Below are 13,034 nucleotides of genomic sequence, written 5' to 3'. Positions count from 1 at the left end.
TAACGGCACGCGCGGCCGTTTTTATTCGCGAGATCGTCGTTCCGATGCCGCGAAGAACAGAAAAATCAGTGACGCGTCTATTTTTCGCTCCTCAACAACTCGTCGAAGTAAGCGATTGTCTTCTTCAATCCCTCTTCGAGCTTGACGGTGGGCTGCCAACCGTCTAATTTCTCGAACGCGAGCGAAATATCGGGCTTTCGCTGCTTCGGATCGTCCTGCGGCAAGGGCTCAAAGACAATTTTCGATTTCGATCCGGTCAGACGAATCACCTCATGCGCCAGTTCGAGCATCGAAAACTCGCCCGGATTGCCTAAATTAACGGGGCCGTTGAAGTCGTCGCCCGTATTCATCATGCGCAACATCCCTTCTACGAGGTCATCGATATATTGAAAGCTGCGTGTTTGCGTTCCGCTTCCGTAAATCGTGATGTCTTTTCCCGTCAAGGCCTGCACAATGAAGTTCGACACCACGCGACCGTCGTTTTTATCCATTCGCGGGCCGTACGTATTGAAGATACGGATGATTTTGACACGTATACCATGCTGCCGGTGATAATCCATGCAGAGCGTTTCGGCCGCGCGCTTCCCTTCGTCGTAGCATGAGCGGATACCGATCGGATTGACGTTGCCCCAGTACGATTCGACCTGAGGATGTACCGTCGGGTCGCCATATACTTCGCTCGTCGAAGCATGAAGAATCTTCGCTCCCACGCGTTTGGCCAGTCCGAGCATGTTCAGTGCGCCGTAGATCGAAGTTTTCAGCGTTTTGATCGGGTTATATTGGTAATAAACGGGCGATGCGGGACAGGCGAGGTTGTATACTTTGTCTACCTCGGCGTAATAGGGTGTAGTCACATCGTGCCGCACGGCCTCGAAACGGTCGTTGCCCAGCAGATGGCGGATATTGTTCTTGTTTCCCGTAAAATAATTGTCGAGGCAAATCACATCGTTACCTTCTCTTACCAGTCGTTCGCACAAATGCGAACCGATAAACCCGGCGCCCCCGGTCACTAAGATTCGTTCCATCTCTTTTGTCTTTTCTTCTGTTTTATGCCTGCAAAAGTACGGTATATTTTTAACTTGACGAGAAAAATATCGGCCGAGCATTGTCCGTTCTCAATTAATTTTATACCTTTGCGCCGCAAAACGCGATTGCGGGGTGTAGCTCAGCCCGGTTAGAGTACGCGTCTGGGGGGCGCGTGGTCGCTGGTTCGAATCCAGTCACCCCGACAAAACGATTTAAAGACACCGATTCCTTTTATGGAAAGATCGGTGTCTTTTTTTTAAAATCACTCTCAAAATAGCCACAAAATTCCACTTTGCACAGCATCATATAAGATTTTACAATCACTTTTTTCTTGTCTAATATAACTTTCCCAACAGAAGAGAGAAAAGATAAACAGGAAAAAACGAAATTCTATTTTCGAAAACTTTCACGCTTCAAAATCTTACTATAGAAAATTTTCGTACTATCTTTGTATCGTAAAAAAGATAAGAATGAGAATCGTATCACATAAAAAAAATAAAAGAATTTTATGAAACGAAAGGCCGTGAAGATACACGTTTAGCTCTGGAGCGCTGGTACGATGTAACCGAAAAGGCTAATTGGAGAAGCCTATCGGATATAAAAGTTGATTTTCCTGCTACCGACTATGTGGGTAACCAACATTATGTATTCAACATAAGAGGAAACAGTTATCGATTGGTCGTAGTTATTAAGTTTACCATAGGATATGTTTATATACGCTGGATTGGAACTCATAAAGAATATGAAAAGATTGATTGTTCAACTATATAATGGAGAAAAAGGACATGAGCAAAATAACAAAACAGCAGTACGAGGTCGCATTAGCAAAAGTTGAAGAACTTTTACCTCTCGTAGATGACAGTGTACCTGTAACTGACAGCAATGCCGTCTTACTAACTATTTTTTCTGATATAATTATCTCTTACGAGGAAGAACATTATCCTATCGACAAACCAACGGTTTCGGACTTGATTGAGTTTGGGCTTCAAGAAAAAGGTATGACGCAAAAGCAACTAGCCGGAGAAATTGGAGTTAGTCCATCAAGAGTGAATGATTACATCTCCGGACGTTCAGAGCCCTCCCTAAAGATAGCAAGACTACTATGTAGAGTATTAGGCATCTCTCCTGAAGCCATGTTAGGCTATTAAAGTGTTTACGGGCATTCGCGAGAAGACATAGAGGAGGACAAAGTAAATGTCGGCAAACTATAACGGCAGCCCTGATGAGACATTTGCTATTTTTTATTCGGACTCAGTGACAAAGATACGTTGTCTTGAAAAACAAAATAACTTGTGACATCATAAGAGGTATCATGCAGGATCATCTGTCTTCCTAATCCTCTTTTTTAAACTACGAAACGAGATATTTTCTCGTTCGCTTTAGTTTCATGGATGAATGCTTCCGTCGATATTCGGCATGGAGGTCGCATTTTCACGCATCACCCGGTTCACATCTTCCATGCTTGCGTCTACCGGCCCGGAGCGTTCGATTTTTAAGGTCGAGAGGGCCGCTGCGAAGTTTCCCGCCTCGTCGATGGTCGCTCCTTTCGCTCGTCGGTAAAGGTATCCGGCCATATAGGTATCGCCGCAGCCGGTCGGATCGACCACTTTGCGAGGAACATAAGCCGGTATGCGATAAAACTTGCATCCGTCGTAAATCAGCGAGCCCATGCTTCCGAAAGTGAGCAGCACTTCTTTTATTCCCCATTCATAGAGCTTTTTTGCCGCACGAGAAGCGTCTTTGTAACCCGTCAGCACTTCCATCTCCTGCTCGTTGGCTTTAAGGAAGTGAATCGATCGAAATGCTTCGTGTTTGTCCGTCCAATCGATAGCGTGCACGTGCGTATCGCGTACTTCACGCAAATATCCTTGCGAATCGACCGAAATCATGCCCTTGCCCGCCAGATACCGGAGCGTGTCGAGGGGAAAATCGTCCGCCAGCAACGCTCCGAGATGAAAAATCTCGGCATCTACCTCATGCAGCGGCTCTATGGTAAACGGAGCAGCCTTAGCCAGCACACGCTGCGTACGATCGTCGGGATTGTCACCGTAAATATTTTCAAAATACACGGAATACGGGCTCGGCAGAACGGTTGTACGGATGCCCAACACCGTCAGTTCGTCCGTAACATCTCGTTCCGATACCCCGACAGCGGTAACCAGCGCATAGTCGAGATCGTCGAAGCGTTTGAGTGCGTGCGAGACGTAGAAAGATGTCCCTCCGGGCATATAAACCGTGTTTCCGGGAGTAACGACCTTATCGAGGGTGATATGGCCGATGCAGCAAAGTTCGTGTTTCATCTTAGGTATCTGTTTGAGAAAAAAGTTCTTTATAGATCCGAATAATTCGGTGCAAACGTATCGCCATCGGCCGGATTACCTGTTTGAATTCCTTTCTTCAACCAGCGCATGCGTTGCGCGGAAGTACCATGGTTGAACGCATCGGGTACGGTGTATCCCTGCGCTTCCATTTGCAAGCGGTCGTCACCGATTTGCGAAGCGGCATTCAGTCCGTCGGCGATATCTTTGTCTTCGATGGATTGAAAACGTTTGTTTTCGTGATTCGCCCAAACGCCGGCATAGAAATCAGCCTGTAATTCGAGTCGTACGTTCAGTCGATTTCTCTCCACCTGATTCATTCGGCTTTGTTGGCGGTGTACCTGATCGAGCGTACCAAGCAGATACTGCACATGATGTCCTACTTCGTGAGCAATCACGTAAGCATACGCAAAATCGCCCCCTGCTTTGAGCTGAGTTTCCATCTGACTGAAAAACGACAAGTCGATATAGACCGTCTGATCGGCCGAGCAGTAAAATGGTCCCGTCGCGGATGACGCATTTCCGCATCCGGATGTCGTCTTGGAATGAAAAATAACGAGTCGCGGGCTTTTATACGTCAGTCCGCGTTGCGCGAAGAGATCGGTCCAGACATCTTCGGTGCTGGCAAAAATGATTTTTGAGAAGGTAAACAGTCTCTGCTCTTCTTCGGTCGGTACATATTCCGTTTCGGATCCGTCCGAAAACCCCATCCCTCCGACTTGCTGTAAAACATCGAGCGGATTACCGCCCATCATCCACATCAACAGCCCGACAATAATCATTCCTCCGATTCCTAACGAAGCCTTACGTCCGCCGGACTTTCCGCGGCGATCTTCCACGTTCGTACTCTCTCTTCTTCCTTCCAGTTTCATCTCTTCTTGCTTAAATCTTTTTCGCGTATTTTTTTCAACAAAAGTAGCGAAAAAATCGCATGTATAAAACGAAAAACGTATATTTGCGCATTATTCAAAATAAAACATATCATGACGAAAAAATGGATGACACTGAGTGTCCTCATGTTCGCATCGTTTTCTTCGATGTATGCACAAGAGGAACAGCAAGTGCAAAAGGAAGACGGCTATCAGTTTACGACCGTCAAAGAAGTGAAGATTACGCCCGTAAAGAACCAGAATCGTACGGGAACATGCTGGTCGTTCTCGGGCGTGGGACTGATCGAAGCCGAGCTGTTGCGGACGGGAAAAGGCGAATATAACCTTTCGGAGATGTTCATCGCCAACCATTCGTACAAAGATAAGGCCGATAAATTCGTACGGTTACACGGTAAGTTGAACTTTGCACAGGGAGGTTCATTTGCCGATGTAATTTATGTATTCAAACATTACGGCGCTGTGCCGGCCGACCTTTACAAGGGTTTGGAATATGGCGAAAACACTCATGTGCACGGAGAATTGTCCGAAATAGCTACGGCTTATGTGAATGCGGTCATCAAGAATCCCGACAAAAAACTGTCGACGGCATGGAAAAAAGGCTTCGATGGCGTCATCGACACGTATCTGGGCAAACTCCCCGAGACCTTTACGTATCAGGGCAAGCAATATACCCCCAAAAGCTTCGGCGAGTCGTTAGGTTTGAACTTCGATGATTACGTTTCGTTGACGTCTTATACGCATCATCCGTTTTATTCACAGTTCCCGCTCGAAATCGAAGACAACTGGCGTTGGGCACAGAGTTATAACCTCCCGATCCATGAACTGATGGAAGTATTCGATCATGCGATTAATAACGGTTATGCGATTGCATGGGGATCGGACGTAAGCGAAAGAGGCTTTACCCGCAACGGGATTGCCGTAGCCGCCGATATCGAAGCCTTGGAATCGTCCGGTTCGGATCAGGCACGCTGGGTCGGGCTGAGCAGAACAGAGAAAGAGGCCGAAATCAGAAAAATGGTGGAAAAGCCCTGCAAAGAAATCGAAGTAACGCAGGAGCTTCGCCAACAGGCTTACGACAATTATCAGACAACCGACGATCACGGTATGTTGATTTACGGTATCGCGAAAGACCAAACGGGCAAAAAGTTCTACATGGTAAAAAATTCGTGGGGTACGGAGAGCAAGTACAAAGGACTTTGGTATGCATCGGAAACGTTTGTCGCATACAAGACCATGAACATCGTCCTTCATAAAGATGCATTGCCTAAAGCCATCAAATCAAAACTGGGCATTAAATAAATCATAAGGTATGGAATCGTTGGTAGATAAAGTAGAAAGAGTGGAACAACGCCGCCGCAAATGGCGCAAGATACGTAATATCGCGTTGTTGGTAATCGTAGCGGTTTTGCTGGCAGGAGGTTCGTTTTATTACTACTTTCCATTTGCCAAAGGTATCAAAACCGGCCGGTTGAATTACGTCGTTTACAAGGGTATTGTCTTTAAAACCTATGAGGGCAGACTGATCCAGTCGGGTATTCGCCCCAGTGCGGACGGAGGCATCCAATCGAACGAATTCATATTTTCCGTTTCGGACAAAGCCGTGGCGGAAGAACTGATGAGCGCGGGAGGCCAGACGGTAGAACTTCATTACGTCGAGTATCTTGGCGCGATTCCTTGGCGGGGCTACTCGCGTTATGTGGTCGATCGTATTGTTGGTATCTCTCCCGATAAAGAGGAAATAAAAGCAATCGATATCCCATCGGAAGTGATGTAAGAAATACCGCGAAATAAATCGGAACAAGACGGAGGCTGCGTTGGCGGCTTCCGTCTTTTTTTCGGATTCAAACCTTTTTTCAGCAACGATTATCCGCAGAAAGAATATCAGAAAATGCTAAAGTCTCGCGGCTTGATGACCATGCCGACACGAACCACACTCTTGAATTTATCGTAATCCAACAGATTCTCACCGTATCCGTTATAATACTGGAGGAACAAATATTGGTTTTCGTTCTTATGGAGTTTATAGCTAAGCTCCCATTGCGTATTGAAGCTAAAAGATTTGTGCCGCCACGTAGCCAGCATTCCGGCTTGAATCCGCCGGTTACTCGTGCGGTAACTGAGCCCGAAATGTCCCAGACCATTGTATCGGAGAATATCTCGGTTGTTCTCCCCGTCGATAATCGGTATCCAGGCTTTGAGTTGCAATTCCACATGCGGACTGACCATTAAACTTCCGCTAAGCGATACTTTGTTCCAGCTACGCGACGCCTCTCCATCTTTTCCGTTCGACTCGTGTTCGAGCATCAAAAAAGCCTTTCCGATGTATCGGTTCTGATAGACGATCAGATGGCCGAGCCCAATCCCCGGATTGAAATTCAGGTCACGCATCGGCAGAGATTCTTCTAAGACATTCCAAACCGTTTTTTGCGTAAACTGAAGAAACAGATACGTATCGAAGGGTAATTTACTTTTTGTCAGACGCTGGATCACACTGATCTGAAATTTCACATTCGAGTTCTCTGCTTTGATCTTTTGACCGACAGGGATACCGCCGATAAAATAATTATCCCGAAACACTCCGAAATACGGGCCATTTTCAATAATCGCGCGCACGCTGTCGGCATTATAATTCGTTCGTGTCGCCTCTATCTTCTCCCGGATGACCGTTCGGAAGCTGTCGATACGACTTAATGCGCCTTCTCCCGCAGGCTGCTGCGCGTAAAGCGCGCCACTGCAAAAAAACAACAAGATAAAAGAATAGAAACGTTTCATCTGATTTATTTTCCAAGTACTTTGTTCTTAGGGGTCGTTGCGATAAATTCTTTCAGATAGAGCGGTTCGAAATAGGCCGTGTCGACAAATCTTTTCTCGAGGAAAGCCTTTTCGGCCAATGGTACCATCGCAGTTGCCAATGGATAGATCTCGTCGATAAAAACAGCATTTTCCGATGTGAGAACGGACTGACATTTCGTGGCTCCGTCGCCAAAGAAGCATACGCGTCGTGTCTCCAGCCATGAAGCGTAACTTTCGGGCGTAATGATTTCTGCCATTGTTTCCCGCACGGGATGCAAACGGGCATCGTAAATCGCTGCATAGACTTCCATTCGTCGGGCGTCCATCATGGCACAATACAAACCGTCGGCGTCTCCGTGCTTCCGGATGGCTTCGGAAGCAAGCAGTTCAAGCGTCGGCACGGCGATAAGGGGAACACCCGCTCCCACACATAATCCTTTGGCCAACGAAACCCCGATGCGCAATCCGGTGTAAGACCCCGGGCCGGCACTGACCGCCACGGCATCGAGCGTTCCCTTTGCCACGGACACGGCTTCTTCGACAAACAGACCTGCCAAAGACGCGTGCGAGGGCCCTTCGAACGATGCTTTCTCAAAAACAACGCTCCCTCCTTCGGATAAAGCGACGGAGCAAACTTTAGTCGATGTCTCGATATGTAATATTCTCATTGCTTGATCATGATTTTCGGACAACAAAGGTATCATAAAATCGAAAATTATACGTTAAACCGATGAAAAAGAACCTCCGCGTCCACGCGAGGAAGAAATGTGCCATTCTGTCATGATTCGCTCTGTGGCATTTTATTTGCCGTATGTCTCGTATCAAACAAATTATCGTAAAAAACAAAGGAGGAGAAAGAAATGAATTTAAACAATTTTACTATCAAATCGCAAGAGGCGGTGCAGAAGGCGGTCGAGCTGGTGAGGATGCAGAACCGGCAAAGTATCGAAGCGACGCACTTGCTGAAAGCTGTCATTCTGACAGGGGAGAGCATGATGCAGTTCCTGTTTCAGAAGTTGGGCATCCATGCAGCGGGTTTAAATCAGTTGTTGGATCGAAAACTCGAGTCGTATCCGAAGGTTGCGGGAGGCGAGCCTTACCTGAGCCGCGAGGCTAACGCCGTGTTGCAAAAAGCCATCGATTACTGCGGGAAAATGGGCGACCAGTATGTCTCGCTCGAGCATATCGTATTGGCGCTGCTTACGGAACAAAGCGACGCGTCGCAGATGCTCAAAGACGCCGGCATGACCGAGAAGGACTTACGCGCCGCTATCGAAGAGTTGAGGAAAGGCAGCAAAGTGACGAGTCAATCGGCCGAAGATACTTACGATTCGCTGAGCAAATACGCCATCAATCTTAACGAACGGGCACGGTCGGGGAAACTCGATCCGGTGATCGGGCGCGATGAAGAGATTCGTCGCGTGTTACAGATCTTAAGTCGCCGGACGAAGAACAATCCGATCCTGATCGGTGAGCCGGGAGTCGGTAAGACGGCGATCGCCGAGGGATTGGCCCATCGGATTGTGCGGGGCGACGTACCGGAGAACCTGAAGAGCAAACAAATCTTTTCGCTCGACATGGGCGCTCTGATTGCGGGAGCGAAATACAAGGGCGAATTTGAGGAGCGTCTGAAAGCCGTAGTCAACGAAGTCAGCCGTTCGGACGGACAGATTATTCTGTTTATCGACGAGATTCACACGCTGGTCGGCGCGGGAAAAAGCGAAGGCGCGATGGACGCGGCCAATATCCTCAAACCGGCGTTGGCACGCGGAGAATTGCGCGCGATCGGCGCGACGACACTCGACGAGTACCAGAAATATTTTGAGAAAGACAAAGCGTTGGAGCGTCGTTTTCAAACGGTGACGGTCGACGAGCCGGACGAGGCCGATACGATCTCGATCTTACGCGGCCTGAAGGAGAAATACGAAAATCATCATAAGATACGTATCAAGGACGATGCGATCATTGCCGCCGTGCAGCTTTCGAGCCGTTATATTACCGACCGATTTTTGCCGGACAAGGCGATCGACCTGATGGACGAAGCCGCGGCACGTTTGCGGATGCAAGTCGATTCGGTGCCCGAGTCGCTCGACGAAGTATCGCGTCGCATCGCTCAGCTCGAAATTGAACGCGAAGCCATCAAACGCGAAGACGACAAAGCCAAACTCGAGCAATTGAGCAAAGAAATCGCCGACCTGAGGGAGGACGAGAAAAAACAAATGGCTCGCTGGCAAAGCGAAAAGAATCTGATCGACCGGATTCAACAGAATAAGATCGACGTCGAGTCGCTGAAATATGAGGCCGACCGTGCCGAGCGCGAGGGCGATTACGGTAAGGTGGCCGAGATACGTTACGGTAAGATCAAAGCCAAGGAGGAGGAGAACGCAGCCATTCAGACGCAGCTCCACGAGATGCAGGGAAGCGCGGCAATGATTAAGGAAGAGGTCGACAGCGAAGATATCGCCGACGTTGTGTCGCGGTGGACGGGTATCCCCGTGAGCAAGATGATGCAGAGCGAGCGGGACAAACTGCTGCACCTCGAAGACGAGCTGCACCGGCGTGTGGTCGGGCAGGAGGAAGCGATCCGTGCCATTGCCGACGCCGTGCGTCGCAGTCGGGCAGGGCTGCAAGACCCTAAACGTCCGATCGGCTCGTTTATCTTTCTCGGTACGACAGGCGTCGGGAAGACCGAGTTAGCCAAAGCGCTGGCCGAGTATCTTTTCGACGACGAGAACATGATGACGCGCATCGATATGAGCGAATATCAGGAAAAATTCAGCGCCACGCGACTGGTCGGAGCGCCTCCGGGATACGTCGGCTACGACGAGGGCGGGCAACTGACCGAAGCCATCCGGCGCAAACCGTACTCGGTCGTGCTGTTCGACGAAATCGAGAAGGCGCATCCGGACGTATTCAATGTGTTGCTTCAAGTACTCGACGACGGCCGACTGACCGACAACAAAGGACGAACCGTGAACTTCAAGAACACGATCATCATCATGACGAGCAACATGGGCTCATCGCTGATACGTGAAAACTTCGAGCGGATGACGGCCGCGAATCGTCCGCAGGTAATTGCCGCGACGAAGACGCAGGTACTCGACTTGCTGAAGAAAAGCATCCGTCCCGAATTCTTGAACCGTATCGACGAGATTATCATGTTCACGCCTCTTGACGAGTCGGAAATCCGTCAGATCGTTGATCTGCAACTGAAGAATGTACAGGCAATGCTGGCCGCAAACGGCATCACCCTGCAATTTACCGACGGAGCGATGGCTTATCTGGCCGAGAAAGGGTATGACCCGCAGTTCGGGGCGCGCCCCGTCAAGCGAGTGATCCAAGACCTCGTGCTTAACGAGCTGTCGAAAGAAATTCTTGGCGGCAAGATCAATCGCGAGCGTCCGGTCGTAGTCGGATTCGACGGAAATGAATTAAGTTTTGAGAATTAGATGTATTTCCCCGGTCATCAGAGAAGAAGGCCGGGGAATTCTTATTATTCTATTCTATCACCAAATCTTTAATTGACCATGGTATTGGATAATTTGTTTCTAATTTTAAATTCAACGATTTAGAATGTTCTTTGACATCTGAGAGTATAATCCTTCCATAAACCGTAACATTGTAAGGGATTGATTCTGAAACACTATATGAGTCAGTTTTATTTCCTATATGGGCTTTAATACTAAAACGGGAGAATTTTTCATCTAATTGATTTGTGATCGAAGAATTACCTATGTAAAAATTAAACTTCCTTCTGCCAGCGTCTTTGTTTCTAATGGAATAGTCTATAATAACGGAAGTTCCACTTCTAGAACATTTAATTATCTTGCATTCTAATTTGTCTGAAGGAACATTAACTTCTTTATATGTAGCTTTACCCACAGGTAGAGAAGAAGTTCTTTCTTTCAACTTAACATCATCGAACCGGATATCATCACTCAGATTGGCAGCAAGATTGAAACTTAATGATGAAGCTTTTACATAAAGTTCTCGAATAACTAAACGCCCATACAGTGTAATATCAGATGGAACAAACTCTGCAATTGTATACTTATTAACATTTCTTCCAAGAGATATTGTCGTATTTGCTTCGTAATTATTCCCCCAATCATCAAATAACCAACTTTTTTCAAATGTAGTCCCTTCAAAAGATAGTTTCTTCATTTCTGCATTGGTATTTTTCACTTTATAATGGATCGTACAAGTTGTTCCTTCTATCTGATAAGATAGCACTGTGAATTCAAAACCGGCAACCGATTTCACCAAATTCAACTTATTCTCGGGAAGAGACGGAACCCGGTCAGGAATTTGCAAGTTTGTTTTTTTCAAATCAAAGCCCTGATTCGTGTGCATCTTAAAATTAAGGGCAGAGGCTTGAGTCGAGACTTCTCTGATTTTAATCATACCCTTGATTTTCTTCTTTTTGGGAAGTACAGTTCTCACGGTGTAATCATTACTTTCTACCTCTCCTATCCGAATGTATACATTCTCCATTTTGGCATAACGGTTACCCCAATCATCATATATCCATGAGTATTCTTGGGAATAAACATTTTCAAATGAAATTTCCTCATCGGTCGGTTTGTTGTTAAAAATCTCGAAATGAATCGTTGCCGTATTTCCGTTCATCTCGCACTCTCCGATCTTATAAGTAAGACCATTTCCGTTCCCACCATCCAGTTCATCTTTACCTCCGAGCCTTTCTTTATCACAAGATGTCATTCCGGCCAGGATTACTGTCGCACATAAAAGTGACGCATAAAATCGATATGTTTTCATATAGGTTAATTTTTTATTTTGACAAATATATAATATATTCATTTTTCATGCTATACATCCGTAAAATTTTAACATTTGGACTCTAAAAATTAGTCTTTCAGCACTCGGTTTTCAAAGAAAAAGACAGACAATAAAATCGCATAATTGCTTTATCCCACATTCCGCAATACAGAAGATTATCTTTATTGCTATTGCTCAAATTTTTCATACGTAGCGATAGATAAAAAGGAATCTGATGTTTTTGATTGTTATTGAATAAGTAAAGGGTAAAGGAGTTAGGCCGGTAACCTTTTGAAGCGAATATTGTGTAAGATTATAAAGAAGATATAAGATAGGGCAGAAGACAAGCATGTTTAAAGTGTGATATCAAATTATAACTTAGCCTTGTACCAATAGGCACAATTGTAGATTTTCTTTCAGAAATCAGCATCTTCTTTTCATGGATTCTGCTAATAATATATTAAAGATGATGGCTACCTTTTGGCTTCGTCGTGAGGAAGGAATTGAAATCTGCGATAAAATTTGTCTGACACCATCTTGAAAAAAGTCAAGAAGAATCTTCATCGTAAGACAAAAAATCAGACAAAGACATGAGTTTATCGGACAATTTTAATTTAAACGACTTTCGTACTACAAAAGTATCCTTGATTTTTTCGATGATCGCCTATAACCTGATGTTTATTTTCCGATTGTTTATACTTCAAGAAAAAACGCAAAAAACTCTTCATCTTACGCCATCGGACTTTTGCAGTTGATACTTATTCTGAGAAGGTGGATGGCACGCTAACGAACAATCATAGTTAGTCAAAAACGCCCAAAAAGGTTCACTGGTCTTTACGATTATACGATTGATTTAAATAAAACACATTTGTCAAACAAAAATCATTTCTCTAATAAAGAGGTGGTTGTAAGATTAAATTAAATGATTCAATATGTAAAAATGATTTTGTCCGTAGGGAATTACAGAAAAACAGCTATCTTTGCACAACTTTTGAAAGAAAGTATGGAAAGATGGCAGAGTGGTCGATTGCGGCGGTCTTGAAAACCGTTGAACTGCGAGGTTCCGGGGGTTCGAATCCCTCTCTTTCCGCAACAAAGGGTTTAAATCACATGCCCTACTGATTTACACCTTTTTCACAGTCGAAAACTTAGGCTCAATAAGGTGTAAAAGTTCATTTGCAATACGGTGAATTGCTATTGTAGCATTCTGGAAATCAAAGAATTCCCT

10 protein-coding genes, 2 tRNA genes and 1 pseudogene are annotated in these 13,034 nt (G+C 46.0%); 7 read left to right on the top strand and 6 right to left on the bottom strand.

The features are described from left to right. Positions 1-77: 77 nt before the first annotated feature. Positions 78-1,025, bottom strand: a complete 948-nt coding sequence (locus EII41_RS08705; RefSeq protein WP_124751132.1) for a UDP-glucuronic acid decarboxylase family protein — start codon at positions 1,023-1,025, stop codon at positions 78-80. A 129-nt stretch (positions 1,026-1,154) separates the two neighbouring features. Between EII41_RS08705 and EII41_RS08700 the strand changes: the two genes are divergently transcribed. The 3 genes and pseudogenes from EII41_RS08700 to EII41_RS08690 all read left to right on the top strand — a co-directional run bounded on the left by EII41_RS08700 (position 1,155) and on the right by EII41_RS08690 (position 2,174). After that, positions 1,155-1,229 (top strand) — tRNA-Pro (locus tag EII41_RS08700). Between the two features lie 267 nt (positions 1,230-1,496). Next, a pseudogene (locus tag EII41_RS08695) lies at positions 1,497-1,797 on the top strand (type II toxin-antitoxin system HigB family toxin). A 14-nt stretch (positions 1,798-1,811) separates the two neighbouring features. After that, complete coding sequence (locus EII41_RS08690; RefSeq protein WP_124751130.1) at positions 1,812-2,174, top strand: type II toxin-antitoxin system HigA family antitoxin; 363 nt, start codon at positions 1,812-1,814, stop codon at positions 2,172-2,174. 237 nt (positions 2,175-2,411) lie between these two features. Here EII41_RS08690 and EII41_RS08685 read toward each other — a convergent pair whose 3' ends face one another. Further along, positions 2,412-3,326 (bottom strand): carbohydrate kinase family protein, encoded by a 915-nt coding sequence (locus EII41_RS08685; RefSeq protein ID WP_124790266.1) that lies wholly within the window; start codon positions 3,324-3,326, stop codon positions 2,412-2,414. 29 nt (positions 3,327-3,355) lie between these two features. Next, positions 3,356-4,216: a neutral zinc metallopeptidase gene (locus EII41_RS08680; RefSeq protein WP_124790265.1), complete on the bottom strand. Its 861-nt coding sequence runs from the start codon at positions 4,214-4,216 to the stop codon at positions 3,356-3,358. Between the two features lie 111 nt (positions 4,217-4,327). Here EII41_RS08680 and EII41_RS08675 point away from each other — a divergent pair, with 111 nt between their 5' ends. Together EII41_RS08675 and EII41_RS08670 are read left to right on the top strand one after the other, a co-directional pair. After that, complete coding sequence (locus EII41_RS08675) at positions 4,328-5,533, top strand: aminopeptidase C (protein ID WP_124790264.1); 1,206 nt, start codon at positions 4,328-4,330, stop codon at positions 5,531-5,533. Positions 5,534-5,543: 10 nt separating this feature from the next. Beyond that, positions 5,544-6,008: a hypothetical protein gene (locus tag EII41_RS08670; protein ID WP_124751126.1), complete on the top strand. Its 465-nt coding sequence runs from the start codon at positions 5,544-5,546 to the stop codon at positions 6,006-6,008. Positions 6,009-6,115: 107 nt separating this feature from the next. On the opposite strand, the gene EII41_RS08665 is transcribed toward EII41_RS08670, so the two are convergent. Together EII41_RS08665 and tsaB are read right to left on the bottom strand one after the other, a co-directional pair. Continuing rightward, positions 6,116-7,006 (bottom strand): phospholipase A, encoded by an 891-nt coding sequence (locus tag EII41_RS08665; RefSeq protein ID WP_124790263.1) that lies wholly within the window; start codon positions 7,004-7,006, stop codon positions 6,116-6,118. 5 nt (positions 7,007-7,011) lie between these two features. Continuing rightward, on the bottom strand, positions 7,012-7,695 hold the full coding sequence (tsaB, locus tag EII41_RS08660) for a tRNA (adenosine(37)-N6)-threonylcarbamoyltransferase complex dimerization subunit type 1 TsaB (RefSeq protein WP_124790262.1): 684 nt from the start codon (positions 7,693-7,695) through the stop codon (positions 7,012-7,014). Positions 7,696-7,887: 192 nt separating this feature from the next. Between tsaB and clpB the strand changes: the two genes are divergently transcribed. Further along, positions 7,888-10,476 carry an ATP-dependent chaperone ClpB gene (gene clpB / locus EII41_RS08655; protein ID WP_124790261.1) on the top strand — a complete coding sequence of 863 codons (2,589 nt, stop codon included), beginning with the start codon at positions 7,888-7,890 and terminating at the stop codon, positions 10,474-10,476. Positions 10,477-10,525: 49 nt separating this feature from the next. Here clpB and EII41_RS08650 read toward each other — a convergent pair whose 3' ends face one another. After that, the gene (locus EII41_RS08650; RefSeq protein WP_124790260.1) at positions 10,526-11,806 is read right to left on the bottom strand and encodes a hypothetical protein; all 1,281 of its coding nucleotides are present in this window, start codon (positions 11,804-11,806) and stop codon (positions 10,526-10,528) included. 1,005 nt (positions 11,807-12,811) lie between these two features. Between EII41_RS08650 and EII41_RS08645 the strand changes: the two genes are divergently transcribed. Then, positions 12,812-12,896, top strand: a tRNA-Ser gene (locus EII41_RS08645). Positions 12,897-13,034 lie beyond the last annotated feature (138 nt).

This window comes from Tannerella forsythia, assembly GCF_003860135.1.
GTDB classification, from domain to species: domain Bacteria; phylum Bacteroidota; class Bacteroidia; order Bacteroidales; family Tannerellaceae; genus Tannerella; species Tannerella forsythia_A.
Note: the sequence above shows the minus strand (reverse complement) of the source record. Positions and strands in the feature narration are given on the sequence as shown.